This is a genomic window from Oceanobacillus iheyensis HTE831 (genome assembly GCF_000011245.1).
Taxonomy (GTDB): Bacteria; Bacillota; Bacilli; order Bacillales; family Amphibacillaceae; genus Oceanobacillus; species Oceanobacillus iheyensis.
Window position 1 is genome coordinate 2,326,307 of record NC_004193.1, and the last position, 21,851, is coordinate 2,348,157.

A 21,851-nucleotide genomic window follows, 5' to 3' on the forward strand; every position below is an offset into this window, starting at 1 on the left:
GTGGCAAGTACGAGCCATTACGTGAAATACTCGATAGTGCTAGCTGGGAAATAGTCGTTTATCCAACCACCCAATGTGTTTTTTATATCCTGTTGTTCTTGATCTTGGTACACATATTTATAAATACCATATCTGCCCCATTTGGTTTTTCTTTTTGATTCATCTAACTCCAATTTAGTCATCGGATAATTTTTCTCGATTACACGTTTTGCAGGCTTTGTGAATCGATGTTGAATCATTTCAAAGGTTAAATCTTTCCTTGCAAATGGTGGAAGAGCTTCATCGAGTTTTTCAAACATTTCTTTATACCCTTCTTTCCAACCATCATGCAAGTAGATAGGAGCAATAATAAAACCTAAAGGATATCCCGCTTCAGCAACCTTAACAGCAGCTTCTATCCTTTCATTTAATCGAGACGTACCAGGCTCAAAGTATTTAATAATATGGTTATTATTAATACTAAAACGAAATCTTGTTCTCCCTTTATGATCCGCATCAAGTAAATGATCTACATGTGCAAACTTTGTAACAAATCGAAGTTTACCGTGTTCGCTTTTCCCAAAATACTCGATGGCATGTTTTAACGTATGCGTAAGATGATCAACACCTACAATATCGGAAGTACATGATGCTTCAAATCTTGTATCCAATGGAGCTCTTTCTTGCATATACCCTTCTGCAGCATCAAAAATTTCATCAATATTTACATACGTACGAATATAGGGCTTACTCCCCATAGTTGTTTGTAAATAACAATAATGACAATGTCCCATGCAACCAGTAGCAAAAGGAATTGCATATTCAGCAGAAGGTTTTGATGTATCAAACTTCAACGTTTTTCTTACACCGATAACTAAAGTAGATTTTGCGTTACGATACTTTTGAAAATCATTGTCTCCTGGCAAATTTCGAATTTGATTATGAGAAGTTGTTTCTCTAATTTCAATTCCCATATTTTCAAACTTCGTTACTAGTGATTTACCCAAGCTATACTCCATTGCTTTTGGTTCTACATATATTAATTGAGGGACAAAGGGTCTAACCATAAAATTGTCCCTCATCATCAGATAAAAATGCTTCTCTAAAAGCATTCTCTGCTGCTTCTTCTGAAGTAAATATTGCATATTCATCTGTAAGCGGGTAATACGACTCATGGACAAATAACGCAAGTTCTAATGGATTATCAGGATGCTGCACTACGGCAGCTTGTTGTACTTGCGCAACGTCCTGAGCATGGGGATTTCTTATAATCATATAAACGATATCACCAGGGAAAAAAGGATGATTCATATACATTTTCTCCTCTCTTATACTTATCCATTAGGACGAAAACGTTTATTTCTCTTGCCATTAACGTTAAGAAATTCGGTTTCTTCTGCAATTTCTACATCTTGTTTTGGTGATGTATCATACTTTCGTACGTTTCTTTGTTTACCTTTATCTTTTTCACGATTTTTGTTTTCTTCAGACATACATTTCTTCCTTTCAATCATTGACTTGTCAATATCTTTACCAGAAACGTCAAAATTATGAATATGAATACAGTCGAATGAAATAGCAAAAAATAAAAAATAAAGGAGGGGATTTAAGATGGCTAAAGGAAAAAAGAAAAAAAATAAGTCAAAAGAAGAATTAAATGAAATGAAAGATGATCATAAATATAAACAGAACAGACCACCCAGATAAAAAGAAACTTCATCCAGTGTTTCGTTATCCTCCACTAATTATTCGAATGATCCATGGGGTAATCTTAACTCCTTTAAATCAGGAAATCATTGCCCATGCGAAATAAACCAAAATAACCGAACTATAAAGGCAGCATTAGCTGATTTATAGTTCGGTTTTTATTCATTCTACTTAAATTGTTCAGTTACTATTAATTAACCACATACAACAAAGGAAGGTCATTTTTCAAACGTTGTACATTTTCTAAAGCAACACTTCCTGTACGTTTTATTGCTTCATTTGTAGCAGCGCCAATATGGGGGGTTACCGTTGTATTCGGTAATGTTAACAAAGGATGATGGGATGGTTCTTCTACAAATACATCTAAGCCAGCACCTTTAATCTTGCCGTTTGTAAGAGCTTCATACAAAGCATCTTCATCTACTAATGCTCCTCTTGAGACATTTATAAACAAGGCATCTTTTTTTATTTCATTTAGTGTTTTTGCGTTAATTAACTGATAATTATCTTTGCGAAGTGTTGTAGAAACAACTACAATATCACTTTCATTCAAGAGTTTATTAAGGTCTACAAATTCTACATTTAAACGATCGGCTATCGTTTGATCCTGGAAAGTACCATAAGCTAAGACTTCCATTTGAAATCCTGTCGCCCTCTGTGCAATGGCTTGGCCAATTGCACCAAATCCGATAATTCCTAATTTCTTTTGAAATATTTCAATTCCCATAGATAATTCCCAATTCCCATTCCGTAATTCCTCATTCTTTGCAGGAATATTACGTGCAGTGGCTAGCATTAATCCAATTGCAAGATCTGCAACAGCATCTGCATTCTGACCAGGAGTATTTGTAACTGGAATACCTTTCTCTCTAGCATACTTAAAATCAATATTATCGTAACCAGCTCCAAACTTCATAATATATTTTAAATTTGGAGCTGCATCAATTATTTCTTTATCAATTTGAACAACAGCTGTTATAATAACCTCTACTTCTCTTACTGCCTGCTTTAGTTTCTCTTTCTCGATACCATTATCCGTATCTAAAATAGTAACATTACCTAATCGATTTAAATTTTCTACAAAGTCTGGAACCGCTTCAATAAATGGAGTTCGCACCATCAATAATATGTTCATGTTGATTTCCTTTCTGTAATAAATAAAGGGAAGGAACCGAGCTCTGCTCCCTCCCCCAATATTAATTAGTAAGTACTTCTTCTATTCGCTGTATTGCCCAATCCATTTCATCTTTTGTAATTACTAATGGTGGAGCAAATCGTATCGTATTTACATGTGTTTCCTTACATAGGATTCCTTTATCTTTTAATTTTTCACAAATTTCTCGTACAGGTTGGTGAAATTCCATACCAATAAATAATCCTCTTGCACGAACTTCTTTAATCCCTTCAAAATTAACCGCTCGTAACTTATCTGCAAAATATTTCCCTGATTCTAATGACTTATTAACTAAGTTTTCTTCTTCAATAACATCAATTGCTGCCATTGATACAGCACAAGCTAATGGATTCCCGCCGAATGTAGAGCCATGAGAGCCAGGTGTAAATACATCCATAATTTCATTATTAGCTGCAATTGCAGATACCGGAAAGACACCACCACCTAAAGCTTTCCCCATAACATAGATATCTGGTTCTACATTTTCCCATTCACACGCAAACATTTTCCCTGTCCGTGCAAAACCAGTTTGAACCTCATCTGCTATAAATAATATATTTTTTTCTGAGCAAAGTTCTCTTACTTTTTTCAAATATCCTTCAGGAGGTATAATAATTCCTGCTTCACCTTGAATGGGTTCAAGAATGATGGCGGCAGTATTTTCTGTAATAGCTTTTTCGATTGCATTTATATCTCCATAGCTTACTTTATTAATTCCGGGAACAAACGGTCCGTAATTTTTTGTAGCATCTGGATCATTTGATAATGAAATTGCATTTAAAGTACGTCCGTGGAAGTTACCATCAGCAGCAATTATCTCCGCTTGATTTTCCGTAACTCCCTTCACTTGGTATGCCCAACGTCGTGCCGCTTTAATCGCTGTCTCAACAGCCTCCACACCTGTATTCATCGGCAAAACTTTATCTTTCTTCGTTAACTTCGCCATTCGTTTTGTCCACGGGCCTAGTAATTCATTATGAAATGCCCGGGAAGTCAATGTTACTTTATCAGCTTGATTTTTTAGTGCCTCAATAATCTTAGGATGACGATGTCCTTGATTCACCGCTGAATATGCACTTAACATATCCATATAGGAATTTCCTTCAGGATCTTTCACCCATACGCCATTAGCTTCAGAAACAACTATAGGAAGTGGGTGATAGTTATGAGCACCATAATAATTAGTTTCTTCAATAATATTTGTTGATGTAATTGTCATCAAATACCCCTCTCATTCAATTATTTCTATATTTAAGAATTATCATTAAGTTCAAGAAACGTCAACCTTAAAATAAAAATCAAGCACAACCCCATTTAAAAAAGCAATGAGTGCGTGCCCCGATTATTCAGAGGTGGTTTGATAATGCTAGAATTTCCTTTTGAGATAGCGGTAGCGAGCTGATGATGACGATAACACAAGAGTTAAAGTGGCACTAATCCTCATAAATAAAAGACCGAACTATTTATTAGTTCGGTAATCCAATGCTTAGATTTTTTCTATTAAATACTTCAATTTTTCTTGATAAATGCTATAGTCTCTTTCACTAAATAAAACGACCTTTACAAGCCCCACATCATTTTCTTGTAGAAATTGAATAATTGTCTGTAAAGCGATTGCTGCTGCTTCATGAATAGGATAACCATACACTCCTGTTGAAATCGAAGGGAATGAAATGCTAGATAATTTCTTTACTTTTACTAATTCCAAAGCATTACGATAACAGTTAGCTAATAATTCTTCTTGTAGGTCAGGAGTCTGATTCCAGATTGGCCCTACCGTGTGGATAATAAAACGAGACGGTAATTGGAATCCGGAAGTAATAATAACTTCACCCGTTGGTAATTCTTCACCATTAAGTTCGTTATTTCTCATCTCTTGACATGCTTTTAATAATTCTGGCCCTGCGGCATGATGGATAGCCCCATCAACACCTCCACCACCTAATAAGCTTCCGTTTGCTGCATTTACAATAACATTCGTTGTTTCCTTCGTTATATCACCAACAACTATTTCAAGCGTATTATCATTTATATTATGTTTCATCGTCTCACCTACCTAATCCTTTGTTTCGTTAAACAATAAATCCTGTATATCTTCATCTGTAAGCTGATAATTCACGGTAGATTTTCCGTTAACCAAATAGTTCATTAATTCGCGTTTCTTACGCTGTAACTCATACATTTTCTCTTCAATTGTTCCTTCAGAAAGAAGACGTATAACAGTTACTTCACTTTGTTGTCCAATTCGATGAGCACGATCTATAGCTTGTTCCTCTACAGCTGGATTCCACCAAACATCATACAAGATTACTGTATCGGCACCGACCAAATTTAGACCAGTTCCACCGGCTTTTAGAGAAATAAGACATACTTCTCTATTACCTTGATTGAAAGCACGACATATTTCTACTCTTTCTTCGGCTGGAGTCTCTCCATCAATATAATAATACAAAATATCCTTATTCCTTAATTCCTTACCAATTAATTGCAACATACTTGTAAATTGTGAAAAAATGAGTAATCGCTTATTTGCTCTACTAGCATCTTTTATTAACTGCTTGAGTCTTTCTAATTTTGCTGATTTATCATTATATTTTCTAACAAATAGAGACGGATGACAACAAATTTGTCTTAATCGTGTAATCCCAGCTAATATTTTTATTCGATTTTTTCGGATCGTTTCTTTATCTAAGTGCTTAAAAGAAGGATGTCTAAGTTTTGCTAAGTAAGACACATATAACTGCTTTTGTTCCTCTGTTAAAGAAATTCGCTCAACATATTCTACCTTTGTCGGCAGCTCCTGCATTACATCTTTTTTCTCACGTCGAAGCATAAATGGTGTAATACGTCGAATAACTTGGTCATTTGTAAGCCAGCTAAAATCTTTTATATTACCTAATAGTTCTGGAAATACAACATGGAAAATAGACCAAATATCTTCAATTTTATTTTCTAAAGGCGTACCGGTTAGAGCAAAACGGTGCTCAGAACGAAGCTTTTTTACAGTTCGAAAAGTGTGGGTGGCAGGATTTTTAAACACTTGTGCCTCATCAAATATTACCGTATGAAATTGATCCACTTGGTTTTGTAACCAATCTATTTCATTTCGTAACATCCCATATGAAATAATCCAAACATCATAATTACGTAATTCCGTTTTCTTTTGTTTTCTTTCTGCTTTCGTACCATCTATTATCATGACAGACCAGTCAGGAGCGAATGTCATCCATTCTTGTTTCCACTGATAACAGACAGAAGTTGGACAAACAATGAGAATAGGTTGCTTCTTATCCTTCCGCTCTTTTTCTATCGATAGACAATATGCAATACTTTGTATCGTTTTTCCCAGCCCCATCTCATCTGCAAGAACACCGCCGAATCCCATGTCTGCTACCGCTCTCATCCATCGAACACCCTCTAGCTGATAATCTTTTAAAAGAGATGAAATAGGTTTGGGAATAGGATAGGACTGTTCATCTGGTTGTTGAATTTGCAACAACATTTGTTTAAAAGAGTCTTCCGCTTCAAGTATACCGCGTTCTTCTAACCGATTAGCAATCGTAAATCCTTCATTTAATGGTTTTTCCAAACCTTCTAAGATCTCTGTAGATGACATCGGTGAATCAATTAAAAAGGATTGTAACTCCTCTAGTTCTTTTGTTTCAAGTGACAATAAGGATCCATCTTTCAAACGATAATATGGTCGTTTTTCTTCTAATGCATCCAAAACTTCACGAACCTCTTGATCTACAAAACCTTTCATTTGAAATGTGAATTCTAACCAATTTGTACGATCGCTTTTATGTCGTACACGTATAGTAGGTTGAAAATGTTTTTTACTTAATCTATTTCTAACTGCAGTGGTAGCGAAGACCGTTGCTTGATTTTGTAGATCAGATAAATGATGATATAAAAATTCGTATTCTAGTTTTTCATTTTGAAGCACATACCCACCGTCCATATGTGCAAATCCTTTATCTTGTAAAAATTGTATAATTTCCTCTTCTTTTTCCTCTTGCCGATATAATGTCATCGGAGAAGGTTCAAACGGTTGAAACTTTACTCCACCATAATGAAATTCTACGCCAGCCAATAAACGATTACTTATTCGATCTAAATATATTTTTGCAGTTAGCGGTTTTTTACTTTTAGCAATTATACCCGTCGTATCATCTATTTTTGCTATTTTAGTTATGAGAGGTATAAGTTGCTCTGCTTGTTCTAAAGAAATCAATAAACTATTTTCATTATTCTCTCTCCATAAACGATCACATAGATCGATGGTAGTTACTTCTTGTTCTGTCAAAATATGGACAGATTGCTGTGTAACAAAAAGCCGGTAAGAAGGTAAACATACATAGGACTGAAATTCCGTCCAAGTAATTCGAAGCAAGCTTGCCGCCTTCTCAATTTCAAAATGCAACGGAGGTAAATTATCAACTATAGAAAAGCTAGGTAATATCCAATTGCGATTTGCCTCTGCTATAATTAATTCCGTATTAACAGCAAGTTGAAATATTGTCTCTAGTTTATTCCAAATCGTTGGAGTAATGACAAGCTTACTTTTGTCATTACTTTTGAAGTTATTTGTTACATAATTCTCCTGATTTAATTGTATCAAATGATGTATTATAGCTTCATCATTTGAATTAAAATAATGATTTGATGGAGAATAGGTAATAGCATTCGAAATCTTATATGATTTACCTTGTTGAACTGCTAATAAAAAATCAGATAACTGTTTAACTTCATGGTGGTTTATGTCGATAGATATTGCTATTACTGGATTTTTACTTATTGTTAGTATGTGACAACGAAATAATGAATGTATTTCTTGTCTTTTTTCAAAATAGCCTTGATGTGTGTACTCATGATTTTCCGAATCGTTTTTCTGTAAAAATCCACGCATGATTTCATCCGTACGATTAATACTCTTTGTACTTGTTTCACAAATACCGATTAACACCGCAGCAATGTGTTGACAATCTTTTTTGAAAGAAGTTAACGATGGACAATTACATTTTGTTTCTTTTATTTCTCCATCCTTCCAAGTGATTTGCACTTGAAAATCTTTCGTACTTGTAACCGTAGCAGTTGTTTCATTCTGATTATTTACCATATGGACCCGATTACCATTCCATAATCGCTCACCATATTTAAATGAAACGTCTCCACACAGTTCTCGTATTTTCTGTTTGGTTAAGGAATACATATTTAATCACATCTTTCTTTTCCTTTACTACCATCGTAAAATATAAAATTCTATAGTATAGTATGGAGGTGTCTCTTTATTATAAAACATCTGAATAAGAACATCTATTTGTATATAGAAATGAAAGAAGGTTAAGACGGTATGTCGATAAATAATGAAGTATCAAAACGAAAAACGTTTGCAATTATATCTCACCCAGATGCCGGGAAGACAACGATGACGGAAAAACTATTGTTGTACGGAAATTTAATACGTTCAGCAGGTACTGTAAAAGGAAAAAAATCTGGTAAATTCGCAACCTCAGATTGGATGGAAATTGAAAAACAACGTGGGATTTCTGTTACATCTAGTGTAATGAATTTCACTTATGATGATTTGCATATCAATATTCTTGATACACCTGGTCATGAAGATTTTAGTGAAGATACCTATCGTACATTAACAGCAGTCGATAGCGTGGTTATGATTATTGACTCTACAAAAGGTATCGAGGCTCAAACCATTAAATTATTCAAAGTTTGTCGGATGCGAGGTATTCCCATTTTCACTTTTATGAACAAATTGGATCGCGAAGGAAAGGAACCCCTTGCTCTTTTAGAAGAACTTGAAGAAGTCTTAGAAATTGACACCTATCCAATGAATTGGCCAGCAGGTATGGGAAAAGGTTTCTTAGGAATTTTTGATAGACATGGAGAGCAATTTGTTCAGCATCATCCTGGTGATACAGAGACGTATATTCCAAACAACGAATTATCTAATCATAAAGATCTTGTAGAAAACCCAACATTTAAAGATGCACAACAAGAATTAGAATTAGTAACGGAAGCGGGAAATGAGTATTCTGAAGAAGCTATTTTGCGCGGGGAATTAACACCTGTATTCTTCGGTAGTGCTTTATCTCCATTTGGAGTACAAGTGTTCTTTGATACATTTATTCATCTTGCACCTAGCCCAACATCACGAAAAACGACAACGGGACCAATTAAACCAGACAATGAAGACTTTTCAGGGTTTATCTTTAAAATTCAAGCAAACATGAATCCTGCCCATCGTGACCGAATTGCTTTCTTACGAGTATGCTCTGGTAAATTTGAACGTGGTATGACTGTTCGCTTAGCACGAACAGGTAAAGAACTAAAACTAGCACAGTCACAACAAATGGTCGCTTCTTCTAGAGATACAGTTGATGAAGCATATGCTGGAGATATTATAGGTGTATATGATCCAAATGCCTATCAAATCGGAGATACACTTCTAGTTGGAAAAAACATGTATGAATACGATGAATTGCCACAATTCCCTCCGGAACTATTTAAAAAAGTTAGTGCAAAAAATGCTTTAAAATCAAAACAGTTCCGAAAAGGAATAGAGCAGTTAGTTCAAGAAGGTGCTATTCAATTATTCCGCGATCAAATGACAGATGCTTTTATATTAGGTGCTGTAGGAGAATTGCAATATCAAGTCTTTACTTATCGGATGCAGCATGAATATAATGCAGAAGTTATGCTGGAATCTATTGGTGAACGTATTCCTCGTTGGTTAAAAGAAGAACAAGTTGATAGAAAGTTATTTGATAGTGGTAATTTACTTGTTAGAGACCGAAACAATCAACCACTTGTGTTATTCCGAAATGAATTTGCGTTGAACTGGTTTAAGGACAAAAATCCTGAAGTCGACTTAATTGATCTTTTCGAAGTTAATGATTACACATAAGTTTCCATTACATGTTGGGATAAAATTCCCATTCATGATTATAGATCATTCTTTGCATAATAAGGTTATCTTTAATCAAAAGGAGTGGAAACTTATGGGAGAAAGATCTGAATTTCGAGCTGGTGAAAAAGCGCCGAATAATGGTGTTTATATGGAAATTGGAGAAACTGGTAGTAATGTAAATGACCCACAAATTGTAGAGTTGCAGGCAGGAGATTCGTTTCCAGATAATACGAATAAAGATCGTGTTTGGGTAAACAAGCGAAAACGCCATCACCCTGGAGTACAAGGATAAATATAAAATGGCTGGGACATAATTATTTAGAATTACCAATTGGTTTTAACCATAAAGGTCTTAGTTATGTCCCAGACCCTAAAACTCTAATTTCTTTCAAATATTGTTCTAAATGAGTATCTTTCTTTTGGTATTTCTTTTATAAATGGACTTGGTTTATCCATAAAAACTGTTGTTAAATCATGCATTGCTCTTGTACAGGCAGTATAGAATAAATACCTATCTTTTTCGGTGTGGTAGTTAGTTTCAGATGCGTCAGGAATAATGACAGCGTCAAATTCAATACCTTTAGCCAAATAAACTGGTATAAAAACTACACCATGTTGATATTCCTTCGTATTCGTACGAACAAGATTAATCTCTACATCCTCATCCAGTAACTTCTTATATTTCTTACATTCCTGCATTGATTTACATATCACAGCAATTGTTTCATGGCCCTCTTTTTTCCTGGTTTCAATCATCTCCAGCAGCGCATTCTTATAATTAGATTCTTCCGGTAGTTGAATTACAGAAGGTAGTGTTCCATGACGCTCAAAAGCACTTATACCTTCATTACTTGGTGCGAAATAAGTGGTGAAATCGGTTATAGGCTTAGTCGATCGATAACTCTTGGTTAATACTATACGTTCGATATCTTTTGAGTCTGCTTGTTCCTGAATTGGATTATCCTTAGACGCATAGGAATAAATTGATTGATTAATATCACCTAGTAACGTCATTCTTCCATAAGGATACACATGCTGTAAATAAGCGAATTGAAATGGTGTATAATCCTGTGCTTCATCAATCACAATCAATCGTGTTGGTTGATCAACATCATGACCTATTATTTCTCCTTTAAAAAATCGATATGCTACTGCATGCTCCCAGGGCAATTTATTCTGTTGAAGGTCACATAGTACATACTTCGAATATGTTTTCCATTCATTCTCTCTGTCCAAAGGCGCCCATTGGTTGAATAATTTTGTATACATTCGTAATGTGTGTACAAAACGATTTTGTTTTATACTCTTTGTTAACGGTGCAAATGCTTTATACACTATTTTTTTGCGTAAAATTAACTCTTCATCTTGAATGGAACTTTCCTCTTCCTCAGCTTCAGCCTCATGATAAGCTTCCATATAATCTTCTTTTTTTAATAATTCCATTTGATCTTGCACCCAATTTGCTGCAATTTCTTTGACCTGAATCTCTTTTATTTTTTGTAATAACCAACGTTGTATCTTTTCAATTTTATTTGATAACTTCATGGATTTAGGAAGCTCATGAAAGTACGTATTGATTTCTTCTTTTGAAATAAGGAGTTCATTTCGAAATCGAATATGTCGAAACTGCAAACCATCTTTATTTATAAAGGATAAATACGATTGAATATCTTTCATAAATTGTATGCTTGTAAAAAACTTTACTGCGTTTTCTTTTTGTTGTTTATCTTCACCTATTAATAATAGTTCCATTTGTTCAAAAGGTGTCTCCACTTTTAAGTTACTTTCCAGCCCTTTTATAAGAAAATTATAGAACGTTTGTTGATTCACTGGCTCTTCACCTAACTCGGGGAGTACGTTAGAAATATAACTTGAGAATATATCATTTGGTGATAGCAGCAGTACTTGATTTGCCTGTAAACTTGAACGATGGTGGTATAATAAATAGGCAATTCTTTGTAAAGCAGCCGCTGTCTTTCCACTTCCTGCTGCACCTTGTACAACTAAAATTTTACTACCTTGATGACGAATAATTCTATTTTGCTCTTGTTGAATAGTTGCAACAATTGACTTCATTGTTGCATTGGCCGACTGACTCAAGCTTTCTTGAAGCAATTCATCAACTATCGTTACAGCTGTATCAAAAATACCTTTCATTTTTCCTTGCCTTATAACAAATTGCCGTTTTAAAGTCATTTCCCCTTTTACGAATTCTTCTTCGGTTTCATACTCAACAGGTCCAGGTGCATAATCATAATAAATACTTGAAATCGGTGCTCTCCAATCATAAATGTAGAAATCAGAGCCCTCTTCATCCATTAAAGACGAAGTACCAATATAGATTTGATTTTCATCACTTTCAGTTGCATCCTTAAAATCTACTCTTCCAAAATAAGGTTGACTTTTTAATCTTTGCAATTGTTTTAGCCGCTGATAATTCTTACCGTAATGTCTCTCTTTTTGTGCTAAAACACTAGATTGTTGTTTAATACTTTCTTGTGTTTCTATTACATCATCCATTTCTTCTAAATTAATTGTAATATCATCCCAAAAGTTTTTTCTAAATTCTACGACTTCCTGTTTAATTTTTGAAGATTGCTGTGTAATTGCATTTTCCCTATCCTCAATTATTTGAAGAATACGGTCTAAACGTTGATGCTCAAAAATATGTTCATTATTGTTGGAAGAACTCATAAATATCCCCCTAATTAAATATGATGTATTTGTTGACAAATCATTTAATTGACCTTATAATATAATTAGGAATAGTTTATACAAAAATCAATTAATATGATGTAACTATATTATTGTAGCATTAAAGACGACAATGGTGCAATAAAAAAACCTGATGATTTTTTCATCAGGTTTTTTCTATATTTAAAATCTCCTGGTTTACTCATTCGATAATTTTAATACGTCGAGTAACTTAAAGAATAAACTTACAACAATTGCTATAATTGTTGCTAATCCCATCCCTTTTAATTCTACAGAACCTACGTTAATAGCAGCACCACTTACTCCAATCGCTAGAACTACACATGTCAGAATTAAATTCTGTGATTTACTATAATCAATTTGCTGTTCTACTAACATACGCAATCCACTAACAGCAATTATTCCAAATAGTAGTAATGAGATCCCTCCCATTACAGGTGTAGGTATAGAAGAAATAAGTGCAGCTAACTTACCACAGAAAGAAAGTACTACAGCAATGATCGCAGCTCCTCCAATTACCCATGTGGAATATACTTTACTTATTGCTAATACCCCAATATTTTCACCATAGGTGGTATTCGGTGTTGATCCAAGAAAACTAGAAATCATAGTTGAGAACCCATTTCCGAATAGAGAACGATCCAAACCTGGTTCTTTCACCAAATCTTTTTTCACGATATTACCTGTAACTACCAAATGGCCAATATGTTCAGGAACTAATACAAGAGCTGCAGGTAAGATGATTAATATATCCGACCAATTAAACTCAATTTGATAGTACGTTGGCATTTGTATCCAGGACGCTTCTCTAACCGCACTGAAATCTACAATACCAAACATCGTAGCGACAACATAACCAGTTATAATTCCCAGTAAGATAGGAATTATTTTCAAAAACCCGCGCATTGTTACCCAATAAATGATCGTTGCACCCAAAGTTATTAAAGATACCAAAATTGCGGTAGTATCTCTTGGTACATCTGCTTGTGGTAGTAAACCAGCCATGTCAGCAGCTGTCGGTACTAACTCTAATCCAATAACAGCTACGATTGCCCCCATAGCTGCTGGAGGAAATATAACATCAATCCAGCTGGTTCCAGCATAACGAACAATCAAACCAACAATGACTAGCACTAAACCTACTACAAAGAACCCACCTAAAGCTGCGCCATACCCTCCACCTTCTGTAAGTACCATAGTTACTGGAGATATAAATGCAAAACTTGATCCTAGGTAAGCAGGAATTTTTCCTTTTGTAATAAATATATATAACAATGTCCCAATACCATTCATTAACAAGATCGTTGCTGGGTCAACACCAAACAAAATTGGCACTAAAACTGTTGATCCAAACATAGCAAATAAATGCTGTAAACTTAAAGGAAAACTTTGTAATAATGGTAAACGTTCATCTACTTGAATTTCTCTATCCTTCAATGTCCTAACACTCCCTTATTTTATAAAAAACACCTTGCCCGTAAAAATTTGGCAAGGTGCAGGGGAAAGTATAAGATAACATCAACACAAATAACGATGAAGTGTTTACTTATACTATATTTATCTTTTCCGCACAACCTTGCCAGCCTCACAGGACTGAATTAAAGGTGTCTAGATTTCTTTTATATTATGACAAATTTCTAGAAAAAGTCAAGCACTACTTTTCAAATGCTGCTTTACAGCGATAAATTGGTTGTCCTTTTGTAGAAAATTTCTCTTCATATTCTGTCATAACATTAGTCTCATCTTGAATAGCATGTAAATCAACATTAATTTCGTTTATGTTCATTCCATTTTGTGAAAAGCTAACTACAGAGTACTCAAATAATCCTCGATTATCTGTCTTTAATATAACTTCTCCATTAGCACCCAAAATATCCTGATATTGTTCTAAAAATCGGCCGTAAGTCAAACGTCGTTTTTCATGTCTATTTTTTGGCCATGGATCTGAAAAATTCAAATAAATCATAGAGATTTCATCGTCAGCAAACATTTCACGTACATCTATAGCATTTTCATTTAACATAAAAACATTCGCTAAATTTTCTTCTTCTATTTTCTGAACAGCAGAAACAATAATACTTTTAGCTAATTCTATTCCAATAAAATTAATCTCTGGATACTGCTTCGCCATTCCCAAAATAAATTGCCCTTTTCCAGATCCAATTTCTACATGAATTGGATTATTATTATTAAAAAGCTGACTCCAATTCCCTTTTTTGCTTTTTGGATCACTAATGACAATATGATTATTTTCTTGTAAATACTCGTCTGCCCACGGCTTGTTTCTTTGCCTCATGCTGTATTACCTCACTTTTATTTCATTTTGTATAGAAAACTTTATTCAGAAAAAACTAGTTTAGAGGTGATAAAAAATGACATTAAATGTATCAAATCAATTAGCGTTATTATCAGACATACTCGACGAACAACATGGAGAATGCTGTGCTTCAATCAGCGAGTGTCAACAGATCGGAAGACTTGTTCAATCCATTCTTGATCAAGAGCAAATTACGGACGAACAACTATTAACTATTCTGCCTGAAATATATAATTATGGCAGACAAGGCGAATACGCACAAAGTCTGCCAAATCATGTTAGTTCAAATAAAAATAATATAAGACATTGGATAAATGCAATTGAACAGACTAACTTAGAATAAATTTCTTATTTGCGCATTTAATTCCTGTAAATCCCATAGACGTTGACGAACCTTCTCTGGTTCATTTCTGGAATTATGCCAACTTAAAAAATGCAAGGAATCATGCAATAAATACCAATACATGCGAGTAAATAAATTCTGGCTTGGTTCTATGCCATATTGTTTTAACCATGGAACCCAGTCTTCTTTTGGTAAGTACCATTTTAAAAGCATACCTATATCTGTTGCCGGATCAGCAATCATTGCGTTATCCCAATCAACTAAAAAGATATTTTTTTCACTAGTCAGTATAAGGTTATTATGATTAATATCACAATGACATACTGCAAGTTGCTGATCGCGAGTTTCCGGTAACAATTTCTCTAGGTAGTGGATAGCTTCAATTACTTCACTATAACTATCGATCATACCTTGTTTATGAAGTTTCTTTTTTATTGATTTTAAACTTTCATCGGAAGTAACTGGTTTCTTGCCCATTCTAAGCAGCATATGCAAAAGCTCTGTAGAGTGATGTATTTTATATAATAAATTAGCCACATTTTGTTGTTGCATTTCGTATACATTTAGCGAACGACCTTCTAACCACTCTTGCGCAGTAATAACATCACCATTTTCCATACGTTTTGTCCAAATTAATTTTGGGACAATTCCTTCTGCAGATAATACAGCAAGAAACGGTGAAGAATTACGTTTTAAAAATAAACGTCTCCCGTTTTTTTCCGCTATAAAAGCATCACCAGTGAGACCTCCTGCTGGTGTAATATTCCACCCTGTGCCTAGAGCTTGCTCAAGCCACTTAATCATAACTTCTTCACATCTTTCAAATTTAGCGTTCAAGTATACATTGTATCTAGATTTCGATTAAAATACAATTATTGCTTTTTTATTTCATTATAATTGAGATAAAACTTTCATTTTTCTATATGTGTGAATGATTATACCATACATTTATTTTTAGCATGGAATAATATTTTTAATCTTACTTCTTGCAATTGCAACGTTTAGATTTTGAATTATATATACTTGCACCAGGTTAAGTTACTGGTTAATAAATTGCTTTATAAATCGTTCTCCGCTTCCCATTCAGGACGTCGAATAGAGTGAGATATCGAATGTTTTAATAAACACTCTGCTACATGGAGTTGTGTTTTTTTCAAAGGAGATGAAAGGTTTCTTTTTTCATTTAACCAACTTTCAAAATCTAACCGATCAACTACTTTTGTTTGATATGGTGCTGTCGCGTATAAGATACGATTGGTCCGAGAAATTACCGTTTTCTTTATAGGAACCTCCATATTGTGTAGCCGAAGTATGCCTTGAATCCATCTCTCTGATCGTTTTAAAGAAATTAATGGATTAATGACTCTTTCGTTATCTTCACCTCTGGTCACCGTCCATGTACGTTCTTCTCCAGCCATAATAACAGCCTCATCATCTACTTCAATAAAATGGATAATTTCAATTTCTAAAGGACTAATTAGAAGAATATCTGACTCAACAGGAGCTTGTTTTATTTCGAATACAGGCATATACATGATGAAATATGTATCAGGGAAACGCTGTAATAAAAAACGAAGAAGTTCATCATGGTAGAACTTTGAATCTACAATTGAAACTCTAGAGACTGTAGAAGTTGCCCATTTCATTTGAATATCAAATAACCGATCCAAAAAATATTGCTTTAACTCTCTTTCAGTACCGGGAAGGGATTCATATTCATCTGTTTGATTGTTTATCGATTCAATGGACTCTACATATATATCTTTTCTTTTGATACGTTTTTTCCATCTTTGTATTATTCCTTCTTTAGATGCTTCTTCATGCTCTTCTACAACTGATTTTTTCATCTCAGGTTGCTGCCATATTTCATAGAGTCGTTCCCATTGACCTTTTTTTTGACGTATGTATCGCGTAGGATAACGATAAGTATCCCACTCATAACGTGATATATAATCTTGTAATTTAATTAATTGCGCCATATATACAACCCCTTAACCACGTAATGAAAAACTCCTATATTTTTGGTATTTTGGCATTTGTTGTGGATAAATTTTAAATAAATGAATGGTTTCTACTTCAAAACTCGTTTCAACAGATTGTCCAATCTGTTGCATGCGATCCAATTGGTTACTATCCAAGAGAATAGTTGAATCATTCCATTTCTTCGCTAAAGTAATATGCGGTCGATATGGCCGATTATCTTTAGATAATTCTAGCTGTGTTAACATATGACTAATCTGATGATGAAGTTCATGTAATTCATTAGAATGTTCCAGACCAGCCCATAGAACTCTCGGTTGCTTTTGATTACCAAATACACCTAACTGATCCAGGGTTAGAAAAAAAGGCTTCTTTTCCAAATTATTTAGATATTGCTCTACGTTCGTTAATTGTTTATCGTCTATTTCACCTAGAAATGTTAGTGTTATGTGAAAGTCAAATTTATGTGTCCATTGTTTATAAGAAAAGGAGGATGGAAGTTTTTGCTGAACTTCTATTAAGTTTTGTTTTACATGATTAGGCAAGTCTATACCGATAAAATAATGAGACAATATTTCCATCTCCTTTTTACTTTAGCTAATTTAATGATTTACAATACTGTAATTCATCTTCCGTTAAAGGACGAAAATCACCTATTGGCAAGCTATCATCTAATTGTAAGTTTGCCATCTGAACCCTTTTTAAATAAGTCACTTTACACCCGACAGCGATAAACATTCGTTTAATTTGATGATATTTCCCTTCTGTTATTGTAACTTTTACTTCCTTTGATTGTTTATTTAATATTTCTAATTTAGCTGGTTTCGTTTGATATCCATCCTCTAAAGTTAAACCCTCTTGAAATTGTTCAACAATATTTTCCGGGAATTCACCACTAATATGAGCAATATATACCTTTTCGACATGTTTTTTTGGTGAGGTTAATCGATGAGCAAGTTCACCATCGTTCGTAATTAATAGAAGTCCTTCTGTATCTTTATCGAGTCTACCTACAGGGAACGGTTCGAACTTCTTCTCATCGGCTGATAATAAGTCAATTACAGTACGATCTCGATTATCGACAGTCGCAGATACTACACCAGGCGGCTTATGCATCATAAGGTAAATATGTTTTTGATAAGATATTAATTGATCATCAACAAATATTTGGTCATACTCCGGGTCTACATGCATTCCACTGTCTTTTACTATAACTTCATTAACTGTTATTCGCTTTGATTTTAGGAGTTGTTTCACTTCTTTCCGAGAACCAACTCCCATGTTAGAGAGTAATTTATCTAGACGCATCATTCTCTCTCCTATCTTTTCATAAATTTGCCAAGCAACGGTACTTTTCCATCAAACACATGATCTAATAATGTTGATTTATAAGCTAATAGTAGGTAGACTCCGCCACCAACTGTTACTCCAATTATTAGCATAATAATTGCAGCCCATCTCTCTTCTTGGAACGGTAAGAAAATACCAAAAACTACTTTTAACGTTAAGATTACCACACACATAATTGCAGTAAATATTGTAATAAGCATCGTTCGTTTTATCGTTTGTTTAAACGAAAAATCAATGGTCGTTTTCAATCTCCATAAATTCATCATTACTGCGATTAATGCGGCTAGTGCTGTACCAAATATGGCACCCTTTCCACCGAACATATGAATAAGTTGACTATTTAAAAGTATTTTTACAAATAGTCCCGTAAGTAGACTAATTACCGCATAATTCTGCTGATCGATACCTTGTAACATTCCAGCAGTTACGGTTATAAATCCAAATAACAAGGCTACTGGTGCATACCAAGCCATTAATTCTGCTCTTGCTCCTAGATCATCCATTGTAAATAACGAACCATAAATTTCACTAGCTAACATTGCTATTCCTGCTGAAGCAGGCACAACTAATACAAGAATGACTTGTAAGGCTTGATTTAAAAGCTTTGTATACGTTTCTCGATTATTATTCGTATAAGCTTCTGTAAGTGAAGGCAACATTGCTAATGATAAACCTGTTGCAATTGTCATTGGAATAATGATTATTTTATGACCATAGTTCATAATTACAGAAGAAGCTAGTATCCATTCATCTTCTCCTCTTCCACTTGCGTTCATTGCTGGTTCAAAAGTAAACTGATCAACTAACTGATATAACGGTATAGCTAACCCGACTAAAACAAATGGACCTGCATATCGAAAAAGCTCTTTAAATAAATCATTTGTTTTGAAATCATACGTATACCGTTGTGTTTCGATTTGTTTTCGTAAATGTGTTTTTCTTTTTTTCCAATACAAAAACAATACAACACATGAAGCAAGTGCTCCCAATAATGCAGCAAATGCAGAGAATCCAACAGCTGTTGTTCTAGAACCGTTCAATACGTAAACGATTACGAATGACCCACTCAAAATAAATAGAATGCGAACAATTTGTTCAATTACCTGCGATACAGCTGTCGGTCCCATGGATTGATGACCTTGGAAAAACCCACGAACTATACTCATCGCAGGAATTATAATTAAAGCGAAACTAACCATACGTATTACGAATGCAACATCATCAGATGTAATGGCTGCATTATCTCCTCTAATTTGCAAACTAGCTATCCAGTCAGCAGTTGAGAACATAATAATAAATGCCATAAGTCCGGTAAATAACATTAATGTACTTCCTGCCTTAAACATTCGCATACCGGTTTCATAGTCACCTAATGAATTATATTTAGATACAAATTTTGACACTGCAAGTGGTATACCTACAGTAGATAGGCTAATAAATATACTATAAGGTGTGTAAGCATAGGTAAATAAAGTCCCGCCTGCATCACCAACAATATAATAAAATGGAATAACATAAATCATTCCTAAGAATTTGGATAAAAACGATGCCCCCGATAGAAGCATCGTTCCACGTACCATTTTTGACATTTAAATAGTTCACCCACAATTACGATTCACTCGTTAAATATTTCATTTCTATGTATTTCAATCCTTATTAATTTTATCATACTTTTAAACAGCTTTCTTATATAAGATTCTTCACTTAGGGGGATTTTTTGACAATATGTACTGGTATTTGTCGTCAGACTTGGGAAAATGGTAAGATACTAAAGAAAGGAATGAAGATAATTGAAATATGATGTAACTGTAATTGGTGGTGGTCCATCTGGTTTAATGGCAGCTTTATCCGCTGCAGAACATGGGGCAAAAACACTTCTTATTGAAAAAGGAAATAAACTCGGTAAAAAACTTGCTATCTCTGGTGGCGGTAGATGTAATGTCACTAATCGACTACCTCAAGAAGAAGTTATTCGACACATTCCAGGGAATGGTAAATTTCTTTATAGTGCTTTTTCTATATTTAATAACTACGACATTATTGATTTTTTCGAGAATTTGGGTGTTGCACTAAAAGAAGAAGATCACGGCAGAATGTTTCCCGCTTCCAACAAAGCGATGGATGTTGTTAACATTTTAATAAATGAATTAAAACGATTAAATGTAACAATTGAAATGAATACAAAGGTGAGCTCCATTTCTTATGGAAAAGATCAACATACTATACAATTGGATGATCATACAAATATACAAACGACTGCTATTGTGATTGCTTCTGGCGGAAAAGCAGTACCACATACTGGATCAACTGGTGATGGTTATGAGTGGGCGAAAGCTGCCGGACATACAATAACCAAACTATATCCTACCGAAGTTGCTTTGACTTCAAAAGAATCCTTTATTATAGAAAAAAAGTTACAAGGACTTTCCTTGAGAGATGTTAATCTCAGTGTTTGGAATAAAAGAGGAAAAGCTATAATTACGCATAAAATGGATATGATATTTACGCATTTTGGAGTATCCGGACCAGCAGTTCTACGATGTTCACAATTTGTTGTTAAAGAACTAATGCGGAAAAGAGAGTCCGTAACGATGCATTTAGACGTACTGCCTGATAAATCAGAACAAGAAATCAGACAGTGGGTGAAAAACCAAATAAAAAATCATCCAAAAAAATCGTTTAAAAATAGCATAAAAGGATTAGTGCCAGAAAGGTTTATGGAATATTTATTAGATAAATATGAAGTGACTGACGAGCAAAAATGTGCAAATATCTCTAATGAAATTATCAATGATATTATACATGATATTAAACATTTTACTTTTGAAGTGAACGGCTCTTTACCAATGGAAAAAGCTTTCGTAACAGGCGGTGGTGTTTCAATCAAGGAAATTATACCAAATCAAATGCAATCGAAAGTAATGGAAAGATTATTCTTTTGTGGAGAAATTTTAGACATACATGGATATACAGGTGGATATAATATCACTTCTGCTCTTGTAACTGGTCGGTTAGCAGGAATGAATGCTGCAAAAGCATCCATCACTTCCAATTGATACCGCTTATGAAATGTCTGTAATACGTCTATTCTATAAATGTCTGATATTTTATAGAAAGGGTGATTTACTCTTGAATAATCAAAGTAAATGGTTACCAATTATTGCCTCTGTAGGTATGGGAGCTGCAACCTACTACACCATGACAAAAAACAATCAAAACATCGGGCAAACCGTTCAAAAATTCGCGCCTTTTTTATCAGATACTGGAGGAAATAATGGTAACAGTGGACAAATGGGACCGTTTGGAATGAGTTAAGGTTAACAAGGGTTCAGAGGAGTACAACATATACTCCTCTTTT

Annotated in this window: 20 protein-coding genes; 5 read left to right on the top strand and 15 right to left on the bottom strand. The window is 34.3% G+C overall.

The window, feature by feature from the left end; translation table 11 throughout:
* Nucleotides 1-17 precede the first annotated feature (17 nt).
* The 7 genes from splB to OB_RS11770 all read right to left on the bottom strand — a co-directional run bounded on the left by splB (nt 18) and on the right by OB_RS11770 (nt 8,072).
* Nucleotides 18-1,046: a spore photoproduct lyase gene (gene splB / locus OB_RS11745; protein WP_011066676.1), complete on the bottom strand. Its 1,029-nt coding sequence runs from the start codon at nt 1,044-1,046 to the stop codon at nt 18-20.
* Nucleotides 1,039-1,296: a transcriptional regulator SplA domain-containing protein gene (locus tag OB_RS11750; protein WP_011066677.1), complete on the bottom strand. Its 258-nt coding sequence runs from the start codon at nt 1,294-1,296 to the stop codon at nt 1,039-1,041. The genes splB and OB_RS11750 overlap by 8 nt, the downstream gene beginning before the upstream one ends.
* 17 nt (nt 1,297-1,313) lie before the next feature.
* The gene (locus OB_RS18490) at nt 1,314-1,472 is read right to left on the bottom strand and encodes a hypothetical protein (RefSeq protein WP_011066678.1); all 159 of its coding nucleotides are present in this window, start codon (nt 1,470-1,472) and stop codon (nt 1,314-1,316) included.
* 404 nt (nt 1,473-1,876) lie between these two features.
* A complete protein-coding gene (locus OB_RS11755; protein WP_011066679.1) occupies nt 1,877-2,821 on the bottom strand; it encodes a phosphoglycerate dehydrogenase in 945 nt (314 codons plus the stop codon).
* Nucleotides 2,822-2,882: 61 nt separating this feature from the next.
* Nucleotides 2,883-4,079, bottom strand: coding sequence for an ornithine--oxo-acid transaminase (locus tag OB_RS11760; RefSeq protein ID WP_011066680.1), 1,197 nt, complete (start codon nt 4,077-4,079; stop codon nt 2,883-2,885).
* Between the two features lie 267 nt (nt 4,080-4,346).
* A complete protein-coding gene (locus OB_RS11765) occupies nt 4,347-4,904 on the bottom strand; it encodes an O-acetyl-ADP-ribose deacetylase (RefSeq protein WP_011066681.1) in 558 nt (185 codons plus the stop codon).
* A 12-nt stretch (nt 4,905-4,916) separates the two neighbouring features.
* Complete coding sequence (locus OB_RS11770) at nt 4,917-8,072, bottom strand: DEAD/DEAH box helicase (RefSeq protein WP_011066682.1); 3,156 nt, start codon at nt 8,070-8,072, stop codon at nt 4,917-4,919.
* Between the two features lie 141 nt (nt 8,073-8,213).
* On the opposite strand from OB_RS11770, the gene OB_RS11775 reads away from it, so the two are divergent.
* A complete protein-coding gene (locus OB_RS11775) occupies nt 8,214-9,785 on the top strand; it encodes a peptide chain release factor 3 (RefSeq protein ID WP_011066683.1) in 1,572 nt (523 codons plus the stop codon).
* Nucleotides 9,786-9,879: 94 nt separating this feature from the next.
* On the top strand, nt 9,880-10,080 hold the full coding sequence (locus OB_RS11780; protein WP_011066684.1) for a YjzC family protein: 201 nt from the start codon (nt 9,880-9,882) through the stop codon (nt 10,078-10,080).
* An 86-nt stretch (nt 10,081-10,166) separates the two neighbouring features.
* On the opposite strand, the gene helD is transcribed toward OB_RS11780, so the two are convergent.
* The 3 genes from helD to trmB all read right to left on the bottom strand — a co-directional run bounded on the left by helD (nt 10,167) and on the right by trmB (nt 14,799).
* Nucleotides 10,167-12,482, bottom strand: a complete 2,316-nt coding sequence (helD, locus tag OB_RS11785) for an RNA polymerase recycling motor HelD (RefSeq protein ID WP_011066685.1) — start codon at nt 12,480-12,482, stop codon at nt 10,167-10,169.
* A gap of 198 nt (nt 12,483-12,680) precedes the next feature.
* Entirely contained in the window at nt 12,681-13,940 is a 1,260-nt protein-coding gene (gene uraA, locus OB_RS11790; protein WP_011066686.1) for a uracil permease, read from the bottom strand.
* A gap of 217 nt (nt 13,941-14,157) precedes the next feature.
* Nucleotides 14,158-14,799, bottom strand: coding sequence for a tRNA (guanosine(46)-N7)-methyltransferase TrmB (gene trmB / locus OB_RS11795; RefSeq protein WP_011066687.1), 642 nt, complete (start codon nt 14,797-14,799; stop codon nt 14,158-14,160).
* A gap of 76 nt (nt 14,800-14,875) precedes the next feature.
* On the opposite strand from trmB, the gene OB_RS11800 reads away from it, so the two are divergent.
* The gene (locus OB_RS11800; RefSeq protein WP_011066688.1) at nt 14,876-15,163 is read left to right on the top strand and encodes a YtzH-like family protein; all 288 of its coding nucleotides are present in this window, start codon (nt 14,876-14,878) and stop codon (nt 15,161-15,163) included.
* Here the strand turns inward: OB_RS11800 and OB_RS11805 are convergent.
* From OB_RS11805 to OB_RS11825, 5 genes are all read right to left on the bottom strand, one after another.
* A complete protein-coding gene (locus OB_RS11805) occupies nt 15,155-15,967 on the bottom strand; it encodes a phosphotransferase family protein (RefSeq protein ID WP_011066689.1) in 813 nt (270 codons plus the stop codon). The two genes, OB_RS11800 and OB_RS11805, sit on opposite strands and share 9 nt — an antisense overlap.
* 254 nt (nt 15,968-16,221) lie before the next feature.
* Nucleotides 16,222-17,142 carry an NERD domain-containing protein gene (locus OB_RS11810; protein ID WP_011066690.1) on the bottom strand — a complete coding sequence of 307 codons (921 nt, stop codon included), beginning with the start codon at nt 17,140-17,142 and terminating at the stop codon, nt 16,222-16,224.
* Nucleotides 17,143-17,154: 12 nt separating this feature from the next.
* Nucleotides 17,155-17,724, bottom strand: coding sequence for an RNA 2',3'-cyclic phosphodiesterase (thpR, locus tag OB_RS11815; RefSeq protein WP_011066691.1), 570 nt, complete (start codon nt 17,722-17,724; stop codon nt 17,155-17,157).
* A gap of 16 nt (nt 17,725-17,740) precedes the next feature.
* A complete protein-coding gene (locus tag OB_RS11820; protein WP_041544244.1) occupies nt 17,741-18,451 on the bottom strand; it encodes a pseudouridine synthase in 711 nt (236 codons plus the stop codon).
* 11 nt (nt 18,452-18,462) lie between these two features.
* Nucleotides 18,463-20,082, bottom strand: coding sequence for a putative polysaccharide biosynthesis protein (locus tag OB_RS11825; RefSeq protein ID WP_011066693.1), 1,620 nt, complete (start codon nt 20,080-20,082; stop codon nt 18,463-18,465).
* A 201-nt stretch (nt 20,083-20,283) separates the two neighbouring features.
* On the opposite strand from OB_RS11825, the gene OB_RS11830 reads away from it, so the two are divergent.
* Entirely contained in the window at nt 20,284-21,549 is a 1,266-nt protein-coding gene (locus tag OB_RS11830) for an NAD(P)/FAD-dependent oxidoreductase (protein WP_011066694.1), read from the top strand.
* Complete coding sequence (locus tag OB_RS18655) at nt 21,518-21,808, top strand: hypothetical protein (RefSeq protein WP_011066695.1); 291 nt, start codon at nt 21,518-21,520, stop codon at nt 21,806-21,808. Before OB_RS11830 ends, OB_RS18655 begins: the two co-directional genes overlap by 32 nt.
* The last annotated feature ends 43 nt before the right edge of the window (nt 21,809-21,851 follow it).

What these genes read in the sequence shown, in the direction of transcription:
- splB (WP_011066676.1), bottom strand. Translation starts at nt 1,046, where the DNA reads ATGGTTAGACCCTTTGTCCCTCAATTAATATATGTAGAACCAAAAGCA.
- OB_RS11750 (WP_011066677.1), bottom strand. Translation starts at nt 1,296, where the DNA reads ATGTATATGAATCATCCTTTTTTCCCTGGTGATATCGTTTATATGATT.
- OB_RS18490 (WP_011066678.1), bottom strand. Translation starts at nt 1,472, where the DNA reads ATGTCTGAAGAAAACAAAAATCGTGAAAAAGATAAAGGTAAACAAAGA.
- OB_RS11755 (WP_011066679.1), bottom strand. Translation starts at nt 2,821, where the DNA reads ATGAACATATTATTGATGGTGCGAACTCCATTTATTGAAGCGGTTCCA.
- OB_RS11760 (WP_011066680.1), bottom strand. Translation starts at nt 4,079, where the DNA reads ATGACAATTACATCAACAAATATTATTGAAGAAACTAATTATTATGGT.
- OB_RS11765 (WP_011066681.1), bottom strand. Translation starts at nt 4,904, where the DNA reads ATGAAACATAATATAAATGATAATACGCTTGAAATAGTTGTTGGTGAT.
- OB_RS11770 (WP_011066682.1), bottom strand. Translation starts at nt 8,072, where the DNA reads ATGTATTCCTTAACCAAACAGAAAATACGAGAACTGTGTGGAGACGTT.
- OB_RS11775 (WP_011066683.1), top strand. Translation starts at nt 8,214, where the DNA reads ATGTCGATAAATAATGAAGTATCAAAACGAAAAACGTTTGCAATTATA.
- OB_RS11780 (WP_011066684.1), top strand. Translation starts at nt 9,880, where the DNA reads ATGGGAGAAAGATCTGAATTTCGAGCTGGTGAAAAAGCGCCGAATAAT.
- helD (WP_011066685.1), bottom strand. Translation starts at nt 12,482, where the DNA reads ATGAGTTCTTCCAACAATAATGAACATATTTTTGAGCATCAACGTTTA.
- trmB (WP_011066687.1), bottom strand. Translation starts at nt 14,799, where the DNA reads ATGAGGCAAAGAAACAAGCCGTGGGCAGACGAGTATTTACAAGAAAAT.
- OB_RS11800 (WP_011066688.1), top strand. Translation starts at nt 14,876, where the DNA reads ATGACATTAAATGTATCAAATCAATTAGCGTTATTATCAGACATACTC.
- OB_RS11805 (WP_011066689.1), bottom strand. Translation starts at nt 15,967, where the DNA reads ATGATTAAGTGGCTTGAGCAAGCTCTAGGCACAGGGTGGAATATTACA.
- OB_RS11810 (WP_011066690.1), bottom strand. Translation starts at nt 17,142, where the DNA reads ATGGCGCAATTAATTAAATTACAAGATTATATATCACGTTATGAGTGG.
- thpR (WP_011066691.1), bottom strand. Translation starts at nt 17,724, where the DNA reads ATGGAAATATTGTCTCATTATTTTATCGGTATAGACTTGCCTAATCAT.
- OB_RS11820 (WP_041544244.1), bottom strand. Translation starts at nt 18,451, where the DNA reads ATGCGTCTAGATAAATTACTCTCTAACATGGGAGTTGGTTCTCGGAAA.
- OB_RS11825 (WP_011066693.1), bottom strand. Translation starts at nt 20,082, where the DNA reads ATGTCAAAAATGGTACGTGGAACGATGCTTCTATCGGGGGCATCGTTT.
- OB_RS18655 (WP_011066695.1), top strand. Translation starts at nt 21,518, where the DNA reads ATGCTGCAAAAGCATCCATCACTTCCAATTGATACCGCTTATGAAATG.